The sequence below is a fragment of the Blautia segnis genome (assembly GCF_014287535.1).
GTDB classification, from domain to species: domain Bacteria; phylum Bacillota; class Clostridia; order Lachnospirales; family Lachnospiraceae; genus Blautia_A; species Blautia_A acetigignens.
The window spans coordinates 89,741-111,329 of record NZ_JACOOT010000002.1; the positions used below are offsets into that span (position 1 = coordinate 89,741).

Below are 21,589 nucleotides of genomic sequence, written 5' to 3' on the forward strand. Positions count from 1 at the left end.
ACATCAGACAAAGACAGGAGGGCATTAAAAGTGGCAATACCGGGAAATAAGAGCGTGGTTGTAACATCCGGTTCTCCCCTTTTACTTGGGGCAAGCCAGATGATCGATGGATATAATTTTGCAGTGGAAGCAGATGAGGACGCCAAGGTCTTTTTGCTTCTTTACAGAAAGAATGGAAAGGAGCCATTTTACGAGCTTCTTCTGGATGAGAAATACCGGACAGGACGTATTTTTTCTGTCTTTATGAAAAAATTAAATGTAAACAGCCTGGAATACAATTTTAGGATCAACGGGGAAATCTGCCTGGATCCCTGTGCCAGCAGAATCAGCGGAAGAGAGCACTTCGGGGCTCCCTGGGATACCGATCCCCACAAGGTACGCTGCGGATTCTGGTCCGGGGAAGGGTACGACTGGGAGGATGAGAAATCACCGGAAACGGATTTCGGGGACATGATCCTTTACAAGGTTCACGTCCGGGGTTATACCAAGCAGTCCAAGCTTCCTGCGAAGCTTCGGGGAACCTTTGAAGGCCTGATCCAGATGATCCCATACTGGCAGGAACTTGGAATTAACACCGTAGAGCTGATGCCTGCCTATGAATTTATGGAAATCAGCCGGCAAAAGGAGCCGGAGGGGCTGGTTTCCACAAAGGGCAAGAAGGATGAAGTAAACTACTGGGGCTATGGAAATGGACTCTATTTTGCGCCAAAGCGCTCTTACTGCGCAACGAAAGATCCCCACAGGGAATTCTGCGATATGATCAAGGCTTTCCATAAGGCGGGAATCAGCTGTATGATGGAAATGTATTTCCCGGCGGAGGCCAATCCTCTGATGGCTCTTCGGGCGCTGCAGTTCTGGAAACAGAATTACCATGTGGACGGCTTCCATGTGTTAGGCGCGGGGGCACCGCTTGCTCTGATCATGAAGGATGGCCTGCTTGCAGGAACCAAAATTCTGGCAGACGGAATGGACACAGCTACTCTTTATAAGCACCAGAAACAGAAGAAACGCTGCTTTGCAGAGTACAATCTGGGCTTTTTGCAGGATATGAGAAGATTCCTAAAAAGCGATGAGGATATGGTCCCGGCGGTGCAGTACCGGATCCGTCACAACCCGGATGACCACGGGGTGATCAATTACATTACCTGCCAGGACGGTTTTACTTTGAATGACCTTGTTTCCTATAATTACAAGCACAATGAGGCAAACGGAGAGGGCAATAACGACGGCTGCAGCTATAATTATTCCTGGAACTGCGGCATAGAAGGGCCAAGCCGGAAGCAGTGGATCCGTCAGATGCGGGAGCGCCAGATGCGGGCTGCCTTTGCAATGCTGCTGTTTTCCCAGGGGGTTCCCATGATTTACGGCGGCGACGAGATCGGCAATTCCCAGGAGGGCAATAACAATGCCTACTGCCAGGACAATCCCATTGGCTGGATCGACTGGCGGGGCCTTCGGAAAAATGCCAGCATGCTTGCCTTTGTGAAAAAGGCAGTGGCTCTTCGAAAAACCCATCCGGTTTTCCATATGAACGAGAGCATGAAAGAGGCAGATTATCTGGGCAAAGGTTTCCCGGACCTGTCCTTCCACGGTGAGCGGGCATGGTTCTGCAATATGGAAAACACCAGCCGCATGATCGGCATGATGCTGTGCGGGGAGTATGCACGGCAGGCAGATGGAACTGGAGATGACTTCCTCTATGTAGGCTTTAATTTCCACTGGGAGACAAGAAGCATGGCCCTTCCCAATCTTCCGGAGGGAATGGAGTGGAAGAAAGTAATGGATACCGGAGATCTGACCTGCGATGGCTTTTACGGGGAAAATGGCCAGGTTTATGAAAGAAGCGTGGAAGTTGGCCCCCGTACTGTGGTGGTGCTTCAGGGCGTGAAGAAACCGGAACCGGAGAAGAAACATAAGGGAAAAGGAAAGAAAAGCGAAAATCCGGTATTATCAGATGCTGGAAAAGGAGCGCTGACTGGGAATTTCGTGAAAGAAGAAAGTGTGGAAATCCCGGCAGCAGATGAGGCGAAACCAGAAAAGCCTGCAGATTCAGCTGAAAATGTAAATGGAAAGGAGGCTGGATGAGGATGCATCCGTGGCTTCACTTTAAAACTATTACCAAGCATAAGCTTATGGTCATGAGATACTGCTTCCGCATCGGGCTTTACAAGCAGGGACTGCTTCACGACCTTTCCAAGTATTCCCCGGCAGAGTTCCTGGTGGGCTGCAAATATTATCAGGGGACAAGAAGCCCAAATAACGCGGAGCGGGAGGACATCGGCGTGTCCACCGCGTGGCTGCATCATAAGGGCCGTAACAAGCACCACTATGAGCATTGGGTGGACTATGCCATAAACGATCCGGAGCACGTGATCATGGGGGCCAGGATGCCCCGCAGATATGTGGCAGAGATGGTGATGGACCGGATCAGCGCCTCCAGAACTTATCTTGGAGATGCCTATGACAATCACCAGCCGCTTGAATATTTCCTCAAAAGCAAGCCTAAGCTGTGGTTCGTCCATCCCCAGACAAAGAAGGAATTAGAAGGGCTTCTTCGCATCCTTTCTGACAAGGGCGAAGACAAGGCTCTGTGGTACATCAAAAATGTGTATCTCAAAAAAGGAAAAAAATAAATAATATAGCTTGCGCTTTTATACTCTTCTGTGGTAAAGTAGTAAATATGTAATTTGGCTGTCTGCAGACAGCAGCAACAGAGGAGGAGAAAAAGTGGTTACTACAACAGCAATAATTTTGACAGCTTTTGTGTTTTACCTGGCAATGATGATCGTCATTGGCGCGGTTTACATGAAAAAGACCTCCAGCTCAGAGGATTATTTCCTTGGAGGAAGAGGACTGAACGGATGGGTGGCAGCACTTTCCGCACAGGCTTCTGATATGAGCGGGTGGCTTCTGATGGGGCTTCCGGGAGCAATTTATTCTCTGGGATCCGGGCAGATCTGGATTGCGGTGGGACTGTTTATCGGCACCGTTCTGAACTGGGTATGCATTTCAGGAAGACTTCGTAAATACACCATCGTGGCTAATAATTCCATGACTATCCCGGCATTTTTTGAGAATCGGTACCGTGATAAGAAAAAGATTCTGCTTCTGATCTCATCTATTGTTATCGTAGTCTTTTTTCTGGTATATACAGCATCTGCCCTGGCAGCAGGCGGAAAACTGTTTAACACCGTATTCGGACTGGATTACCATGTGGCACTTGCCATTGGAGCAGCAGTTATCCTCTGCTACACCTTTATGGGAGGATTTATGGCAGTGTGCGTCACAGACTTTGTACAGGGTACTCTGATGCTTATTGGCCTTCTGGTCGTACCATTGGTAGCATATTTCCTGCTTCCTGGCAATCTGACAGATCTGATCACACAAAGTGGTGTCACTGGGGGCGCAAATGCTTACCTGAATCCTTTTATAAATGGAGACAGACCATATACCTTTGTGGAAATCTTTTCCCAGCTGGCATGGGGCTTCGGATACTGCGGAATGCCTCACGTTCTGGTAAGATTTATGGCAGTCAGAAGTGAGAAAGAGCTGAAGAAGTCTTGGGTGATCGCCATTATATGGGATTTACTTTCTCTGACAGCTGCATTTGCCATTGCGGTCATCGGCAGAGCTTACCTGCTTCCAACCATTCTTGGTGAAAATGGAGCTGCTTCTTCTGAAAGCGTATTTATTGAAATGATTCGCAAGGTATTTACTTCTCAGCTGGCACTGCCATTTATCGGCGGACTGTTCCTTTGCGGAATTCTGGCAGCAATTATGTCTACCGCAGATTCCCAGCTTCTGGTAACGGCGTCTGCAGTGTCTGAGGATCTGTATCATAACTTTATCAAGAAGGATGCAGATTCTAAGGAGATTTTAAGGGTAAGCCGTATTACGGTTATTGTGATCGCAATAATTGCTTTTGCAATCGCATGGGATCCTAACAGCAGCATTATGGGACTGGTGTCCAATGCATGGGCAGGTCTTGGAGCCGCATTTGGACCGATTGTGGTAATGTCTCTGTTCTGGAGAAGAACCAACCTTCAGGGTGCCATTGCAGGAATGGTGACAGGCGGTCTTACCGTTATCATCTGGGACTATATCCCGCTGGTGGGTGGACAGACACTTGGAACCTATACAGGGCTTTATTCTCTGGCAGTAGGTTTCCTTCTTAGCCTTGTGGTGATCGTGATAGTCAGTCTTCTTACAAAAGCGCCTTCCAAAGAAATTACAGATGAGTTTGATAAGGTTGCTGCGAAATAATAAAGTTCAAATCTAAAACTTTTATAAAAAAAGGTAGTCCTGACAGTAAAGGGCTACCTTTTTTTCTGAAAATTTGTTATAATGATATTATCTTTAGTCGGAAAGGGGCAACACAAGATGAAAAAATATGACTATTTGATCGTAGGAGCCGGACTGTTTGGAGCTGTATTTGCCCATGAGGCCACCAAAAAGGGAAAGACCTGTCTGGTAATCGACAAGCGTGATCATATCGGAGGCAACATTTACACAGAGGATGTGGAGGGAATCCAGGTGCACAGATACGGCGCACATATTTTCCACACCTCCAAGAAGGAAATCTGGGACTATGTGAACCAGTTTACAGAGTTTAACCATTTCGTGAATTCACCTATCGCAGTGTATAAGGACGAGCTGTATAACCTTCCGTTTAACATGAACACCTTCCATCAGCTGTGGGGTGTGAAGACACCTGCACAGGCCAAGGCGAAGATCCAGGAGCAGATCAGCCGCATGCACATCACGCATCCGAAGAACCTGGAGGAGCAGGCTCTGGCGCTGGTAGGACAGGATGTGTATGAGAAGCTGGTAGAGGGCTACACAAGAAAGCAGTGGGGAAGAGAGTGCAAGGATCTTCCTGCATTTATCATTAAGAGACTGCCGCTTCGCTACACCTATGACAACAACTATTTCAAAGATCCTTACCAGGGTATCCCCAAGGGCGGATACACACGCATTATCAAGAAGCTTCTTGAGGGCGTACAGGTATGCTTAAAGACCGATTTCTTTGACAACAGGGAAGAGCTTAGCGCACAGGCAGACAAGATCCTGTTTACCGGAATGATCGATGAGTTCTACAACTACTGCTATGGCGAGCTGGAATACCGTTCCCTGCGCTTTGAGACCGAGGTTCTGGATATGGGCAATTATCAGGGCAATGCGGTTGTGAATTATACCGATTATGAGGTGCCGTACACCAGAATTATTGAGCACAAGCACTTTGAGTTCGGCACACAGCCGAAGACCGTGATCACCAGAGAATATCCGGCAGCATGGGAGAAGGGCAAGGAGCCTTATTATCCGATCAACGACCCCAAGAATGACGAGCTGTTTGATAAATATGAGCGCCTGGCACTGGAAGAGAAGAATGTGCTGTTTGGCGGACGCCTTGGCATGTACCGCTATATGGACATGGATAAGGTCATTGAGGAGGCTCTGAATATGGCTGAGACAGAGCTGACCTACGAAGAGGCATAAAGGAGAAAATTATGGATACCCCAACTATTACACAATACTACAGAGAAGCGGACCCGGCGAAGCGTCTGGCGCTTTTAAACATGTCCATTGAGGCAGGAGAGGAGCCAGAGCTGAACAAGATCCGCAGGGAGCTTTGGGACATCCGTTATCAGGACAAATCCGAGCTTGGAGGGGATACCCGTGCAGACGGCCTGATCGCGCTGTGGATGCTTATGGAGTTTAACCGGGACAGCGCCAAGCGTTTTATGGGCGTGCGCGGCGGCCGCAAGGAGATCTTAAAGCAGCTGGATAAGATGAAATTTCAGGAGATCCGCGCCAAAGGCAAGGATTACGAGGATATGCTTTACCGGGAGTGCTGCCATATGGTGAAGACTTATATGGAGTTAAGTGAGTCTGACAAGGCATACAACAGCACGTTGTTCGGTATTCTCAAGATGAGCAGCGAGCAGGCGAAGGACAAGCTGAAAGCTGACATTTACCACACCGCAGTGGAGCTTCCCCAGACACTGAAGCTGGAGGAAGAATTGGGTATGATTACACGGGCTGCCCGTGAGATGTATGAGCTTCATTTCCCGGGAGAGGGAAGCCTGAGAGCCTGAAAGATTCCTGCATCTGTATGCCGCAGGAATCTGAATATGAATAAGTATCTGATTAATACCGCAGCAGTCTCCGGATCTGGAGCTGGCTGCGGTATTTATTATGCAGTTCCAGGCCAAGGCTGGCTTCGCAGGCTGCAAGAAGAGAATCATAGTAGGTGAACTGATAAATGTTGCCGGCGATCTGCATGCAGTTGTAGTTCAGAAGGGACGATATGATCTGATCCCTGGAAAAGGTGAAATCCAACTTTGCCTCAAGGAGGCGCAGAATGGTAAAGGCAGTAAAGCTGATGATAACCTGGGCGCTGACTGCCTGTCCAACCTCTTCAGAAGAAGCTGCCGGCATAGTGCTTTTGGAAATGGCAAGGGCAGATTCCATGTATGTATAAAATTCTGAGGCGGTATCTTCCACGGATGGCCGGAAGACAAATTCCTCAGGGCTCTGCCCGCTTAGATGATCCCGGCTGATGCGCCTTGCCGCGTTGGAAATCGACTGGTTCAACATAGTACCACGGATAGAAAGGTCATATGCAAGGGGAATTCCCTGCTGATCTGTGAGAAACTCCATGTGGATGGCAGAGGCACTTTGCCGGGAAACTGATTTTCTCGCAGAAGCACTGCCGGTTTGGCGTGAAAATGCATAATCTGCTTCTTCATGGTGTATTCTGCTGAAATTACAGGAAATTACATTGGCAGAATGGTCATACAGCCATTTCTGAATGTCTCTTTGGTATTTCTGGATGAGCTGGAGTGCCTTTAAGAGGTCTTCCTCCTGAAATGGCGTCAGATTCTCGAAATAAGGCACCTGATTTATGGCGTCCTTCCATGGAAGCTGCGGATAGAGGATCTGGGAAATGATCAGCAGGCGGAAGATTTCTTCTATATTGTAGGAAAGGGAGAGATTCCATGTTTTGGTGCGCCAGAAAATATCAAGCTGCAGTTCCTTGTAAATGTGCTTCAAAACGCCGTAGCCTGCATTTTTCAAAGTGCGCTCGCCTGGGGAGAGGGCAGCAGTAAGGTCTACGTAAACCACAGAATTCTTCTTCTCTTCCCGTTCCTGGTTCATGTCTGCCACAACCTTTTCAAAGTAGGCAATGGGATCTGGAAATTCCTTCCGAAGCTCCTCCAGATAACCAAGGCCCATAATGGTTTTCTGCCTGGTAGCTTTTTTCTCTTTATCATAATAGGACTCTGTGATGGCCAGATAAGTGCCTTTTGGCTTTGGGGTTTTCTTTAGAAACATATGTGCGGCCTCCTTTTTTCTTTTATTTTACCATGAATTCGAAAATACAACAAGATACATCATAGAAAATGCAATAATTTTTTAGAAAAAGGCATTTCCAGGCAGGCAAGGTAAATTTAAGAGATTTGCTATTTAACGAAAAAAAGTCGATTGACAACCAGCTATTTGTATGTTATACATAATGTACTGACGTTAGGAAAGACTAATCAAATGGAAGCAAAAAGAGGGGATTCGTTCCCCCCTTTTTTTACTGCCTGTATTAGAATTAGCTAACTAAAGTTGCAGAACAAGAAAAAGAGTTCGGGGGAACAAGTATGATTGATAAAGACTTGCTAAGACTTTTAGGTGATAAGAAGAAGTACATTGTATATACGGTCATCAGTATGGTGATCGGGCTATGTGCCAATCTGGGAATCACCATGTGTATCTGCCAGGCGATCCGTCTGATGCTGGAACACGCAGCACCGGGGGACTATGTGCCAACGCTGCTGACTGGCATCGCGGCTTTGCTAATCCGCTACGCCTGCACCAGATGCACAGCCCGTCTGAAGGATAGTATCGGACGTGAGGTAAAACGAGATCTGCGTGCCAGAACCTACAACAAAATGATCTGTCTGGGTATGAAAAGCACCAGCGAAATGAGTATGGCAGGTCTGACCCAGGTAAGTATGGAAGGAATCGAGCAGTTGGATCTGTATTTTTCCAATTATATTCCTCAATTTTTTTATGCCATGCTGGCTCCGGTAATCTTATTTATTGTAACCGTAAGGCTGGATGCAAAAGTAGCTATTGTGCTGCTGTGCTGCGTGCCGTTGATTCCGGTGTCCATTATTGCGGTGTCCAAGTGGGCAAAGAAAATCTTTGCCAAATACTGGGATAAATACACTGCCATGGGAGATTATTTCCTGGACAACGTACAGGGCTTAAAAGAACTGAAGATTTTTAAGGCAGATGCAAGACAGCATGAAAAAATGAATCAGAATGCAGAAGAGTTCCGTGAGATTACCATGAAGGTTCTTACCATGCAGCTGGCCAGCACCACCATTATGGATTTGGTGGCTTACGGTGGAGCGGGAGCCGGAATTGCATTTGCAGTAAGAGATCTGGCAGACGGAAGGATCACCGTGATGTCCGCAGTATTTCTGATGCTGGTGGCCGTAGACTTTTTCCTTCCCCTTCGTGCCTTCGGAAGTGCCTTCCATGTGGCCATGAACGGTGTAAGTGCAGGGAAGAAGATTATTTCCCTGTTGGAAATGGAAGAACCCAGGTGGGGAAGCGAATCCGTAACCGGAAATGAGGTTGTGCTGGATCACGTAAGCTTTTCTTATGATGGAAAAAGAGAAGTATTAAAAGATGTGAACATGACTTTCCCGGAAAAAGGAATGACTGCGATCGTAGGCGAGTCCGGTTGCGGCAAATCCACCATTGTAGGATTGATGAATGGAAACCTGATACCGCAAAAAGGCTCTGTATCAGTGGGAAACACAAAACTTGGCCAGCTGTCACGGGCAGACTATTATAGCCATCTGGCTGTGGTTAGCTGTAATACCTATATTTTTAATGATACTGTGCGAAACAACTTCTGTCTGGCATCTCCATGGGCTACGGACGAGCAGATGGAAGCTGCCTTAAATAAAGTGAATCTGTGGAAATTCATAGAAGAAAACGGTGGGCTGGACAAGAGCATTTCCGAGGATGCAGCCAACATCTCCGGGGGACAGAAGCAAAGACTGGCACTGGCTGTAAATCTTGTGGCAGATAAAGACATTTACATCTTCGATGAGGCCACCAGCAACATCGACATCGAAAGTGAAGAGATCATTATGAAAAACATCAAGGCACTTTCCAAAGAAAAGAATGTGATTGTCATTTCCCACCGTCTGGAAAATATCGTACCTGCTGACAGAATCTATTATATGGAAAGCAAAGAAGTAAAAGAATGTGGAAATCACCAGTCCCTGATGGATGCAAAGGGTGGCTATGCAATGCTTTACCGCAGACAGAAAGAACTGGAAAAGGGATATGCGGAGGTGAGCGCATGAATCAGGTAAAACAGACACTTCGAAGAAGTGGAATCAGTATTATGGCCCATCTGATCAGTCTTCTGGGAAGCTTTGCGGCAGTCCTGATCCTGGCTGTCATAAACGGAAGCATCGGTTATCTTTGCGCCATGAGCGTAACACTGTTCGGCGCACTGGGCGTAGCCAAGGCACTGGGGGAACCTATCTGGCTTTCTTATGAATGGATCATCGCTCTTGCAGTAGGATGCGGAATTCTCCGCGGACTGCTTCGCTATATTGAGCAGTACAGCAACCATTACATTGCCTTTCATCTGCTGGCCATTTTGAGAGACAAAATTTTCGGTGTACTTCGAAAGCTCTGTCCGGCCAAGCTGGAAAGCAAGCAAAAGGGAAGCATCATTGCCATGCTCACATCTGATATTGAAACACTGGAAGTATTTTATGCCCATACCCTGTCACCAATCTGCATTGCCATTCTTGTATCTTTTAGCGTATGTTTGTTTACCTGGCTTGCGGCAAGCCCGTGGCTGGCACTGGTGGCACTGATCGGTTATCTGGTGATCGGCATTGTGGTGCCTATGATTTCTTCCGCAGCATTAAAAGAGCCTGGTGTTACCTATCGAAAAGAGTTTGCTTCTTTTAATGCCTATTATCTGGACAGTATTAAGGGAATTAAAGACATTTTGTTCCACAATGCAGGAGAAAAAAGAGAGCAGGAAGTCAACCGCAGATCAGAATGTCTTCTGGAAGAGACAAGGAAAATGAAAGAGGAAACCGGAAAAGCGTCAGCAATCACAGAACTGGCTGTTTCCGTTTTTGTAATGCTCACATTGATCGCAGGAATCGTTCTGGTCTATACCGGCAATTTGACTTCTGGAAAAATGATCATTGGCGTGGTTGCCATATTTGGAAGCTTCGGACCGGTAGTGGCCATTTCCGCTCTGCCTGGTAATCTGACCCAGACCTTTGCCAGTGGTGACCGTGTCCTGAATCTTCTGGAGGAGGTACCAGCAGTAGAAGAGATTACAGATGGAAAAAATATTACATACGAAAATCTGGAAGTGAGGAAGCTTTCCTTTGCCTACCAGAAAAATGAACCTGTCTTAAAAGATGTGTGTATGCAGGCACAAAAAGGCGAGATCGTAGGAATCATCGGAGAAAGCGGCTGCGGAAAATCCACACTGTTAAAGCTTTTGCTTCGTTTCTGGTCAAAAGACAGCGGGGAAATCCTGTTTAACGGAACCGACATCGAAAAGATCAACAGTGACAATCTTCTGGACAATGTGACCATGGTAAGCCAGGTGACCTATCTGTTTGACGATACCATCGAAGAAAACTTAAGGATTGCAAAGCCGGATGCTACCCAGGTGGAAATGGAACAGGCCTGCCGTCTGGCATCGGTGCATGACTTTGTTATGAGTCTTCCAAATGGCTATCAGACGAGAGTGGGAGCCATGGGAGATGCCTTATCCTCCGGTGAAAAACAAAGACTGGGACTGGCAAGAGCATTCCTTGGCGGACGGCAGCTGATTCTGCTGGACGAGCCAACCAGCAACGTGGACAGTATCAATGAGGGAATCATTCTCAAGGCACTGGCACAGCAGAAGAGCAAAAAGAGCATTATTCTGGTTTCACACCGGGAATCCACAATGGCTATTGCAGACCGGATTTATAAAGTGGAAAACGGTTATATGACAGAAGCTACAAAATAAAAAAGAGAGGAACCTAAAATGAAGAACAGCGCATTTAGAACCATGATAGTAACAGGAGTACTGTGATGTCCGGCGGAAGCGGCCAGACAATGGAAGGAAAGATCACAGGCGTTCAGGCAGTATCTGTAACACGTAAGGTGTGCGGAATGGCAATGTCCAATGTAGAACTGTCCTTAACCTATGGCCTTACCCCAGCTGTACAGATGGACGCTGCAGCAGAAGAAGCAAAAGTGGAAACAGAAGAAGCTACAGAAGAAGCTGCAGAAGAAAAAGCTGAGCCAGAAACAACCTCTGCAGAAAAAGAGCAGTAAAGAAATTTAACCAACCATATGGCGGCTGTCCGATTACATCGTGCAGCCTGCCATACTTTTTATTCTCGCGCCTGAAATTTTAAATATAAGATGGAAGAAAACAGGAAAGTATGATATATTAGTAGAAAAGGAGAAATATGTGACATTGAGGTTTGAATGGGACGAAGAAAAGAATCAGATTAATCAGAAAAAACATAAGATATCCTTTGAAACAGCAGCATACGTATTTGAAGATGAAAATTACATTGAAATGTACGATTTCGAACATAGTATAGAGGAAGACCGTTATATAGCAATTGGGTGTGTCGGTGATGTATTATTTGTTGTTTTTACTGAGAGAAAAGACAATATCCGGCTAATATCCGCAAGGCTTGCGACAGAGACTGAAAGGAGGCTTTATTATGACCAGAACATTTACTATTGAAAAAGGACAGAAACCAACACAGGAACAGCTGAAAGAGGTTATGGAAGCCAAAAAGTATCCAATCGTAGCAGATGAAGATGCCCCGGAATTATCTCCTGCAATGTATAAAGCTTTAAAAAGCTGTGTGATACAACGCAACAGAAAGAAAAATGCATAGCCAAAATGACAGGGATCCGGCATTGCCGGGTCCCCAATTATTTATATTGCGCTTATCAGCGCGAAGATGGTATAATATACCTTATGAATAAAGTCCGGGCATAGTTTTTGCAGGCCTGGATATGATAGAAAATAAAACCAATCTGGCGGCATTGTCTCCAGACTGGACTTTTGGAGGAAAAAATGAAAATAGAAAACATTCCTGCATACGAAATTGTAACACAAGAAAATCTTACAGACATCCATTCCACAGGCTATCTGCTCCGCCACAAGAAAACCGGAGCAAGACTGATCCTGATCGAGAACGATGATGAGAACAAGGTATTTTCCATTGCGTTTCGCACCCCTCCTGCCAACAGCACAGGAGTTCCACACATTCTGGAGCACAGCGTACTCTGCGGTTCCCGTGAGTTCCCGCTGAAGGATCCATTTGTAGAGCTGGTAAAGGGTTCTTTGAACACCTTTTTAAATGCCATGACCTACCCGGACAAGACCTGCTATCCGGTAGCAAGCTGCAATGACCAGGATTTCCAGAACCTGATGCATGTGTATCTGGATGCTGTTTTTTATCCCAATATCTATAAGAAAGAAGAAATCTTCCGTCAGGAAGGCTGGAGCTATCATCTTGAGAATAAAGAAGGTCCTTTGACCTACAATGGCGTTGTATACAATGAGATGAAGGGGGCATTTTCTTCCCCTGACGAGGTTCTGGACAGGCAGATTAAGAGCAGCCTTTTCCCGGATAATACTTATGGCGTGGAATCCGGAGGCGACCCGGAGAATATTCCAGAGCTTTCCTATGAGGAGTTCCTGAATTTCCACCGCACATATTATCATCCTTCCAACAGCTATATATATCTTTACGGAAATATGGATATGGAGGAGAAGCTGCGTTTTATCGATGAAAAATATCTTTCCGCTTTTGATGCTCTTGCTGTGGATTCCCGCATTTTGGAGCAGGCTCCATTTTCTCAGGTGAAGGATCTTGAGGAAGAGTATCCTGTGGCTGAGAATGAGGAAGAAGAGGATAATACTTATCTTTCCTTTAATATGGTTGTGGGAAATGCTATGGACAGCATGCTTGGAGTAGCATTTGATGTGCTGGATTATGCACTTCTTAGCGCTCCGGGAGCTCCGCTGAAGAAAGCACTTCTGGATGCACAGATCGGTAAGGATATTTATGGCTCTTATGACGATGGAGTTTTGCAGCCATTCTTCTCTATTGTGGCAAAAGGTGCCAAGACCAGCCAGAAAGAAGAATTTGTATCCACTATCCGAAAATGTCTTCAGGACATTGTGAAGAATGGAGTTGACAAAAAAGCGATTCTTGCGGGAATCAATTATATGGAATTCCGTTACCGCGAGGCTGATTTCGGTTCCTATCCAAAGGGACTGATGTACGGTCTTGATATTTTGGGAAGCTGGCTCTATGATGATGAAAATCCTTTTGCCCAGGTGAAGCTTCTTGCCATTTATGACAGACTGAAGGAAGCAGTTAACGAGGGATACTTTGAAGAAATTATCCGGAAATGGCTTCTTGATAATACCCACGGCACCATCCTTACCCTGATTCCAAAGCGTGGCCTTGCTGCCAAAAGAGAGAAGGATCTGGAGGAGATGCTTGAGAAGTACAGAAGCAGCCTTTCTGATGCAGAGCTGGAGGAACTGGTAAGAAAAACAAAAGCTCTTGAAGCATATCAGGAATCTGAGGAGAATCCGGAGGATCTGGAATGCATCCCTATGCTTAAACGCTCCGATATCCGAAGAGAGGTTGAGGGATTTTCCAACGAAGAGCTTGCAGTGGACGACAGCCTGTTTTTGTATCAGGATGTATGTACCAATGGAATCGGCTATGTGAATGTGATGTTCGAAATCCGGGATATGGAAGTGGAGAAGGTGCATTACCTTGGTCTTCTGAAATCCGTTCTTGGCTATGTGGACACCAAGGACTACACCTACGGACAGCTGTTCAATGAAATCAATGCCAGAACAGGTGGAATCCAGTGCGGTGTCGATGTTTTTGACAAGGCAAATGATCCGGAAGTATTCCGCACCATGTTCACTATCCGAGGCAAAGCGCTTTATTCCCAGATGGATTTTCTTTTCCAGATGATGGGAGAGATCTTAAATACATCCAGGCTTACGGATATCAAACGTCTCCGTGAGATCATCGGAGAACTCAAGTCCAGAGGACAGGCTTCCCTGATCGGCGCAGGCCATCAGACTGCTGTGCTCCGCGGCAGCTCCTACGCATCTCCTATGGCGAAATTCCAGGACGAGATGGCTGGAGTGGGCTATTACAAATTTGTGGAGGATCTGGATAAGAACTTCCAGGAGAAAAAAGACGAGATCGTGGCAGGTCTTTTGAACGCAGTGGAGGAGATCATCCGTCCGGACAGCTTTATGGTAAGCTACACAGGAGAAAGAGAATCTGTGGAGCAGATCCAGAAGCTTTGCGGGGAACTGAAAAAGAGCCTTCCACAGCGTACCAGCCAGGTTCCTTCCGTTTCCATTACCTGTGAGAAAAAGAATGAGGGCTTCAAGACCTCCGGCCAGGTGCAGTACGTGGCAAAATGCGGCAACTTTGTAAAGAAGGGCTACGCTTATACCGGTGCCCTTGAGATTCTGAAGGTGGCTTTAAGCTACGATTATCTCTGGATCAACCTTCGCGTGAAGGGCGGCGCATACGGCTGCATGAGCGGATTCAGAAGAAGCGGTGAGAGCTATTTCGTGTCCTACAGAGATCCTCACCTTCGCCGTACTCTGGAAGTTTATCAGGGCGTACCGGAGTATGTCCGCACCTTCCAGGCAGATGAGCGTGAACTGACCAAATACATTATCGGAACCATCAGCGGCAAGGATGTTCCAAGAACACCGCAGTCCCAGGGGGCACTTGGCAGAATGGCATATTTCCGCGGCCTGACTGTAGAGATGCTGCAGAAGGAAAGAGATCAGATCTTAGACGCCACAGTGGAGGACATCCATGCACTGGCACCGCTGATCGAAGCCATTCTTGCAGACGACCAGATCTGCGTTGTGGGAAGCGAGAGCGCAGTGGAGAAGGCGAAAGACGTATTTATGGAGACAAAGCCGCTGGTAAGCTGCTAAGTACAGCGCAGCAGATAAAAGGTACCTTTTGCCTGCTGCGTCCATTTGTTAAGAAAGAAGAGGATATATTTTCATGACACCAGATTTTAAATCCGGATTTGTAGCAATTATCGGGCGTCCGAATGTGGGCAAGTCTACCCTGATGAACCATCTCATCGGGCAGAAGATCGCCATCACATCCAAGAAGCCCCAGACCACAAGGAACCGTATCCAGACCGTTTACACCTGCGACAAGGGACAGATCGTTTTCCTGGATACCCCAGGTATCCACAAGGCGAAGAACAAGCTTGGAGAGTATATGGTCGCAGTGGCAGAGCGCACTCTGAAAGAGGTGGATGCCATTATGTGGCTGGTAGAGCCTTCTACCTTTATCGGAGCAGGTGAGCGCCACATTGCCGAGCAGCTTCAGGGCGTTGGCGTGCCGGTAATTCTGATCATCAACAAGATTGATACAGTAAAGAAGGAAGAAATCCTTCCGGCAATTGATACTTACCGCAAGATCTGCGACTTTGCAGAGATCATTCCCTGCTCAGCACTTCGGGGACAGAATACAGAGGACATTATCGACAGCATTCTGAAATACCTTCCATACGGACCAATGTTCTATGACGAGGACACTGTGACAGACCAGCCTCAGCGCCAGATCGTGGCAGAGGTGATCCGTGAGAAGGCCCTTCATGCACTGGATGCGGAGATCCCTCACGGAATTGCTGTGGCCATCGATAAGATGAAGGAGCGCCCGGGCAAAAATCCTATGGTGGATATTGAAGCCACCATTATCTGCGAGCGGGATTCCCACAAGGGCATCATCATCGGAAAAGGCGGCGCCATGCTGAAAAAGATCGGCAGCAACGCCAGATTCGAGCTGGAGCGCATGCTGGACTCCAAGGTGAACTTAAAGCTTTGGGTAAAGGTAAAGAAAGACTGGCGCGACAGCGACTTTATGATCAAAAACTTTGGATACGATAAGAAGGAAATCTGAAAATGAGTGATCTGATCACGGTACAGGGAGTGGTGTTATCTGCCCAGCCCGTGGGAGAGTATGACAAGCGGATCGTTCTTCTTACCAGGGAGCGGGGAAAAATTTCCGCTTTTGCAAAGGGGGCAAGACGGCAGAACAGTCCATTTATGGCAGCAGCCAATCCCTTTGTATTCGGGAATTTTACCCTTTTTGAGGGGCGCAGCAGCTACAATCTGAACCAGGTGACCGTGACCCATCATTTTGTGGAACTGGCATCCAGGCAGCCGGGAATCTACTATGGATATTATTTCCTGGAGCTTGCGGATTACTTCGGACATGAGGGGACGGATGAGAAGAATATGATGAATCTTCTTTACCTGACTGTGAAAGCCCTTCTGAATCCGGAGCTGGATCCGCGGCTGGTGCGGTGCATTTTTGAGCTTCGCACTATGGCGGAGCAGGGACTGATGCCGGAGCTTTTTCGCTGTGTGCACTGCGGCGAGGAAATCGCGGGCAAAGAGAATCTGTTTTTTTCCCAGGAGGCACATGGAATTCTGGATGGAGACTGTCTGAGAAAGGCGGATGCGGCGGAGGCAAGAAGCGCAAGGCGGATTTCCCCAGCAGTGCTTTATACCATGCAGTATATTGTTAGTTCGCCTATGACCCGGCTTTATAATTTCACGGTGACAAAGGAAGTGCTGCGGGAACTGGAGCACCACATCCGCACCTACGTGGCCGCAAACACGGACAAAAGGTTCAAAAGCCTGCAGATTCTGGAGGTTATGATCTAACAAAGTGCCGGAATGTACGGAATTGAGTACGCGTTATAACTTTACAAAAGCAGAAGTAACGAGTATAATGATTAAAAATCATCTATCAAACAATGAGGAGAGATATCATGGAAAAAACAATGGACAAGATTATTGCTCTGGCGAAAGCAAGAGGATTTGTTTACCCGGGTTCTGAGATTTATGGCGGCCTTGCCAATACATGGGACTACGGAAACCTTGGCGTAGAGCTTAAAAATAACGTAAAGCGTGCATGGTGGCAGAAATTCATTCAGGAATCTCCATACAATGTAGGTGTTGACTGTGCCATTCTGATGAACCCGCAGACCTGGATCGCTTCCGGACATCTTGGCAGCTTCTCCGATCCTCTTATGGACTGTAAAGAATGCCACGAGCGTTTCCGTGCAGACAAGATTATCGAGGACTACAGCCAGGAGAACGACATTACACTTGAGAGCTCTGTAGACGGCTGGTCCCAGGAAGAGATGAAGAATTTCATCGAGAAACACAATGTTCCATGTCCTTCCTGCGGAAAACACAATTTCACAGATATCCGTCAGTTCAACCTGATGTTCAAGACCTTCCAGGGTGTAACAGAGGATGCTAAGAATACTGTATATTTAAGACCGGAAACAGCTCAGGGTATTTTCGTAAACTTCAAGAACGTACAGAGAACCTCCCGTAAGAAGATTCCGTTTGGTATCGGCCAGATCGGTAAATCCTTCCGTAACGAGATTACACCTGGAAACTTCACCTTCCGTACCCGTGAGTTCGAGCAGATGGAGCTTGAATTCTTCTGCGAGCCAGACACAGACCTTGAGTGGTTTGCATACTGGAAGAGCTTCTGCCTGAACTGGCTGCATTCTCTTGGCCTGAAGGATGAGGAAGTTCGTTACCGTGACCATGACAAAGAGGAGCTGAGCTTCTACAGCAAGGCTACCACAGACGTTGAGTTCCTTTTCCCATTTGGATGGGGCGAGCTCTGGGGAATCGCTGACAGAACAGACTATGACCTGACTCAGCATCAGAACGTATCCGGACAGGATCTTACCTATTTCGACGATGAGAAGAAGCAGAAATACATTCCATATGTAATCGAGCCGTCACTTGGTGCTGATCGTGTGGTCCTGGCATTCCTTTGCAGCGCATATGACGAGGAAGTCCTGGATGCAGAGAAGAACGATGTTCGTACTGTCCTTCATTTCCATCCGGCACTTGCTCCGGTTAAGATCGGTGTGCTTCCGCTTTCCAAGAAGCTGAACGAGGGCGCTGAGAAGATCTATGCGCAGTTATCCAAGAAATACAACTGCGAGTTCGACGATCGTGGAAACATCGGAAAACGTTACAGAAGACAGGATGAGATTGGTACTCCGTTCTGCGTAACCTACGATTTCGATTCTGAGACAGATGGAATGGTAACAGTCCGTGACCGTGATTCCATGGAGCAGGTTCGTATTAAGATCGACGAGCTGGATGCTTACTTCGCAGATAAATTTACATTCTAAGATGAGGAAAACCCATTTAGCTGCACTGTGAATTGTTTAATGCGGTCAGGCATTTTGTAATGCGCGGACGGACCAATAAAGTGAATGAAAGGGGGCTGACTTTCTATCTGTATGGGAGGTTAGTCCCTTTCATCTGTTATGAAATACCATGGATGAAACTTAGCTGGATATATTTATGGCGTTGTCCGTAGTGGCAGTTAAGTTCTTTGGATTTTGGGAGTTATGAGGAAATGAAGAAACAACGTTGGACGTGTATTGATATTTTGAAATGTCTTGCTGCTCTTGCTGTTGTGGAGATTCATAAGCCACTGAAGGTGCAAAGCGGAGCGGAACTTTTGATTCTGTGTCGGTTTGCAGTGCCGGTTTTCTTTATGATCACTGGTTTCTTTTACTCAGAAACAGTGGCACACAGGCGGGAGCTTAAGCAGATTGGAAAAATCCTTACGATTACCATAGGAGCTAATCTGTTTTACTTGATCTGGAAGGTTCTGTTGGCTCTGGAAAATGGAAATAATATAAAAGATGCACTGCTGGCCAGGTTTGAAGAAAGAATGCCAGAAGATTTCATTTTATGGAATTTTTCCCCACTGTCCCCACATTTGTGGTATTTACAGGCGCTTGTGTATGTGCTGGTGATCGCATTTATTGTAGAACATTTAGGCTTAAGGAAGCTTGCATATCTGGCAGTTCCGGTACTGTTGGCAGGAAACCTGATAAAGGGAAATTATTCTCTGCTCCTTCTGGGAAAAGATTATTGCCATGTTTATTATGCGAGAAATTTTCTGTATTGTGGCCTGCCCTTTTTCTGGCTGGGCTGCCTGTTTGGAGAGAGAAAAGAAGCTTTGGAGGGCTGTCTTGACAAAAAGAAAATGACATTGCTTTTGGGCGGTATTCTGGTTTTCTGGAACATGGCACTTATGGAGCAAAGATGGCTTACGAAAATGAATGCTCTTGGAACAGAAGAAGAGTATGGTGGAACCATTTTTCTGGCAGTCTGTATCTTCCTTCTTTTTATAGGATGGCAGAATTTTTATAAGGAAAATGTGGTAACCCGGATAATGGCAAAAATCGGGAAAGATTATTCTATGCTGATCTATGTTTTGCATTATGCGGTGCTGCAGGCGCTATCAAAGTGCTTTAAAGGCAGGCATACTATGCTGGCAAGAGGATACAGACAGTATGGGATGATGTTTGTTTTTGCGGCTACCGTGGTATTGGTGGCGGCTTATGGAGCTGCGAAGAGAAAATTGAGGGAGAATTCTACTGTTAAAGTAGGGAATGCTGTACTGGAGCGTGTTTGAAAAAACATTCCTGTAAGTAGACAATAAAAATATCCTGAACAAGTGATAAAATCTGTGTAATGGGCAGTGCACTTGTCAGGATATTTTGTATTTTTATATTGTTTGCAGGCTGCTTTGAACAACAGTATTTGCAGTTTGTGTGCAGAAGGCCTTTTTAAAACGGGTTTTAGAACACCTCAATGGTATACGCAGTCTCAAACATCTCGTCCATTTTCAGATGGTTGATAAATGGTTTTTCAGAAAGATCCCCTGTAAATCCACAGTCATCACAGCGGCCCATCCATGGCTCCAGGCATACAAAGGGTGCGTCCTGGGAAGCGGACCAGATGCCGAAGTTCGGGAAGCCCAAGCAGCGCATTTCCAGATAAGGAGTGCCGTCCGGAAGTGCAATTCCGGCCTTGGTGATCTGGTTGTCAAATACCAGCGCATCATGGTCAAACATATGGTCATCAATCTGACAGGTACCATTCTCCAGTTTGAGAGTGGCTTCTTCATCTGCCTTGGCTGTGCCGGTCTCAGGATCCAGAAGAAGGTAGGTAAGGCTGTCCTGTCCGTCAAAGGTCAGGCGGTAATCGCTTCTCTTGGTGTCTGGCAGAACCGGGACATTAAACGCCGGATGTCCGCCGATGGCGAAATACATGTCCCCTTCGCTGTTGTTTGCCACCTTCCAGCTGACGGTAAGAGTGTGGCCCTTCAGAATGTGGCGGATGCGCAGCACGAAGTCAAAAGGATAAACCTTACGGGTGTCTTCGGTAGAACGGATCTGATGGGTCACGGAATCCGGTGTGGAATCAATGCAGGTGAAATCCGTATCCCTGGCAAATCCGTGCTGCTTGGAAGCATATTCCTGTCCGTGAATGCGATAATGGTTGTTGTAATGCTTTCCTACATTAGGGAATAGAACCGGCGCATGACGTCCCCAGAATTTGGGATCTCCCTGCCAGATCACTTCCCTGTCTTTTTCTTTATCATAGATACTTACAAGCTCAGCGCCATGGTCGTCGATGGTCACTTTCAGAAAATCATTTTCGATAATTCGTTTCATGATGAAAAACCTCCGTGTGTGATGTTGGGTATATTATACTACGGCGGGTGAAATTTGTATATCCTATTTAAATATATATGTATTTTATATTTATGTGCAAAATGATAATATAATTGTATGGATACCTTGAAAAGAACGGAAACAAACTTTAATTGCGAAGCTATTCATTATCTGCTATATTTTATGGTAGAGATAACGGAGGAGAAACATGATACATATAGCTATTGTAGAAGATGAAGAGAAGTATAGAAAACAGCTGAGGGAATATATTGAACAGTATTGTGAGAAATCCGGTAAGCAGATACAGACTTCTTTTTTTCAGGACGGGGAAGACATAATCGAAAATTATACAGCGGATTTTGACCTGATTTTCATGGATATTCAGATGCGCTTTATGGATGGAATGACAGCTGCCCGTGAAATCCGAAAATTAGACAAAAAAGTAATTCTGATGTTTATTATCAGCATAGCAACCTACGCCATTGAAGGTTATGAAGTAGATGCTCTGGATTATATTCTGAAACCATTGTCCTACAATATGTTTGAGCAGAAGCTGAACCGTGCTCTTTTAAGAGTGGATGGACAGGAAGAACATTATTTTCTCATTCAGACAAGTGAGGAAACATTAAGGATTAAGGTAACGGAGATCCATTATATAGAAAGCCACAGCCACATTATGGCCTATCATCTTCCTGACAGAATCCTGGAAAGCAGGGGAAGATTAGATGATCTTGAAGAACAGCTTTCCCCCTATGGATTTTACCGCAGTAACCGGGGATATCTGATCAATCTTCATTATGTGACCGGGGTTTCAGACGGCTGTTGTATAATAGACGGAAACATGCTTCCGGTAAGCCGAAGGAAAAAGGCAGAGTTCATGGAGAAGCTGTCACAGATACTTTAATTTTACCCAGAGGAGGTC

The 21,589-nt window shown here is 46.3% G+C and carries 18 protein-coding genes; 16 read left to right on the forward strand and 2 right to left on the reverse strand.

Annotated elements, in window-relative coordinates; all coding sequences use genetic code 11:
• Positions 1–30 precede the first annotated feature (30 nt).
• The 5 genes from H8S54_RS00575 (at position 31) to H8S54_RS00595 (ending at position 6,095) form a co-directional block, all read left to right on the forward strand.
• Entirely contained in the window at positions 31–2,085 is a 2,055-nt protein-coding gene (locus tag H8S54_RS00575) for a Type II secretory pathway, pullulanase PulA and related glycosidase (protein ID WP_186900686.1), read from the forward strand.
• Positions 2,086–2,087: 2 nt separating this feature from the next.
• Positions 2,088–2,633: a DUF5662 family protein gene (locus H8S54_RS00580; protein ID WP_021925357.1), complete on the forward strand. Its 546-nt coding sequence runs from the start codon at positions 2,088–2,090 to the stop codon at positions 2,631–2,633.
• Between the two features lie 94 nt (positions 2,634–2,727).
• The gene (gene putP, locus H8S54_RS00585; RefSeq protein WP_117853468.1) at positions 2,728–4,263 is read left to right on the forward strand and encodes a sodium/proline symporter PutP; all 1,536 of its coding nucleotides are present in this window, start codon (positions 2,728–2,730) and stop codon (positions 4,261–4,263) included.
• Positions 4,264–4,380: 117 nt separating this feature from the next.
• Entirely contained in the window at positions 4,381–5,496 is a 1,116-nt protein-coding gene (gene glf, locus H8S54_RS00590; RefSeq protein ID WP_021925359.1) for a UDP-galactopyranose mutase, read from the forward strand.
• An 11-nt stretch (positions 5,497–5,507) separates the two neighbouring features.
• Complete coding sequence (locus tag H8S54_RS00595) at positions 5,508–6,095, forward strand: DUF6553 family protein (RefSeq protein WP_021925360.1); 588 nt, start codon at positions 5,508–5,510, stop codon at positions 6,093–6,095.
• Positions 6,096–6,147: 52 nt separating this feature from the next.
• Here H8S54_RS00595 and H8S54_RS00600 read toward each other — a convergent pair whose 3' ends face one another.
• Positions 6,148–7,335 (reverse strand): hypothetical protein, encoded by a 1,188-nt coding sequence (locus tag H8S54_RS00600; protein ID WP_186900687.1) that lies wholly within the window; start codon positions 7,333–7,335, stop codon positions 6,148–6,150.
• Between the two features lie 314 nt (positions 7,336–7,649).
• Between H8S54_RS00600 and H8S54_RS00605 the strand changes: the two genes are divergently transcribed.
• From H8S54_RS00605 to H8S54_RS00650, 10 genes are all read left to right on the forward strand, one after another.
• On the forward strand, positions 7,650–9,377 hold the full coding sequence (locus H8S54_RS00605; RefSeq protein WP_186900688.1) for an ABC transporter ATP-binding protein/permease: 1,728 nt from the start codon (positions 7,650–7,652) through the stop codon (positions 9,375–9,377).
• Positions 9,374–11,068 carry an amino acid ABC transporter ATP-binding/permease protein gene (locus H8S54_RS00610; RefSeq protein WP_186900689.1) on the forward strand — a complete coding sequence of 565 codons (1,695 nt, stop codon included), beginning with the start codon at positions 9,374–9,376 and terminating at the stop codon, positions 11,066–11,068. The genes H8S54_RS00605 and H8S54_RS00610 overlap by 4 nt, the downstream gene beginning before the upstream one ends.
• A 65-nt stretch (positions 11,069–11,133) precedes the next feature.
• Positions 11,134–11,379 carry a hypothetical protein gene (locus H8S54_RS00615; RefSeq protein WP_173765784.1) on the forward strand — a complete coding sequence of 82 codons (246 nt, stop codon included), beginning with the start codon at positions 11,134–11,136 and terminating at the stop codon, positions 11,377–11,379.
• Between the two features lie 145 nt (positions 11,380–11,524).
• Entirely contained in the window at positions 11,525–11,803 is a 279-nt protein-coding gene (locus H8S54_RS00620) for a BrnT family toxin (protein ID WP_202031031.1), read from the forward strand.
• Complete coding sequence (locus H8S54_RS00625) at positions 11,781–11,960, forward strand: hypothetical protein (RefSeq protein WP_021925365.1); 180 nt, start codon at positions 11,781–11,783, stop codon at positions 11,958–11,960. The genes H8S54_RS00620 and H8S54_RS00625 overlap by 23 nt, the downstream gene beginning before the upstream one ends.
• A gap of 182 nt (positions 11,961–12,142) precedes the next feature.
• Entirely contained in the window at positions 12,143–15,067 is a 2,925-nt protein-coding gene (locus H8S54_RS00630; RefSeq protein ID WP_186900690.1) for an insulinase family protein, read from the forward strand.
• 73 nt (positions 15,068–15,140) lie between these two features.
• A complete protein-coding gene (gene era / locus H8S54_RS00635; RefSeq protein WP_021925367.1) occupies positions 15,141–16,049 on the forward strand; it encodes a GTPase Era in 909 nt (302 codons plus the stop codon).
• Positions 16,050–16,051: 2 nt separating this feature from the next.
• Positions 16,052–16,819: a DNA repair protein RecO gene (gene recO, locus H8S54_RS00640; RefSeq protein ID WP_021925368.1), complete on the forward strand. Its 768-nt coding sequence runs from the start codon at positions 16,052–16,054 to the stop codon at positions 16,817–16,819.
• 107 nt (positions 16,820–16,926) lie between these two features.
• Complete coding sequence (locus H8S54_RS00645; RefSeq protein WP_117853454.1) at positions 16,927–18,321, forward strand: glycine--tRNA ligase; 1,395 nt, start codon at positions 16,927–16,929, stop codon at positions 18,319–18,321.
• A 230-nt stretch (positions 18,322–18,551) separates the two neighbouring features.
• Positions 18,552–19,622, forward strand: coding sequence for an acyltransferase family protein (locus tag H8S54_RS00650; RefSeq protein WP_117853451.1), 1,071 nt, complete (start codon positions 18,552–18,554; stop codon positions 19,620–19,622).
• A gap of 166 nt (positions 19,623–19,788) precedes the next feature.
• Here the strand turns inward: H8S54_RS00650 and H8S54_RS00655 are convergent, their stop codons facing one another.
• Positions 19,789–20,667, reverse strand: coding sequence for an aldose 1-epimerase family protein (locus H8S54_RS00655; protein ID WP_117853449.1), 879 nt, complete (start codon positions 20,665–20,667; stop codon positions 19,789–19,791).
• 208 nt (positions 20,668–20,875) lie between these two features.
• On the opposite strand from H8S54_RS00655, the gene H8S54_RS00660 reads away from it, so the two are divergent.
• Positions 20,876–21,571, forward strand: coding sequence for a LytR/AlgR family response regulator transcription factor (locus tag H8S54_RS00660; RefSeq protein WP_186900691.1), 696 nt, complete (start codon positions 20,876–20,878; stop codon positions 21,569–21,571).
• Positions 21,572–21,589: the final 18 nt, after the last annotated feature.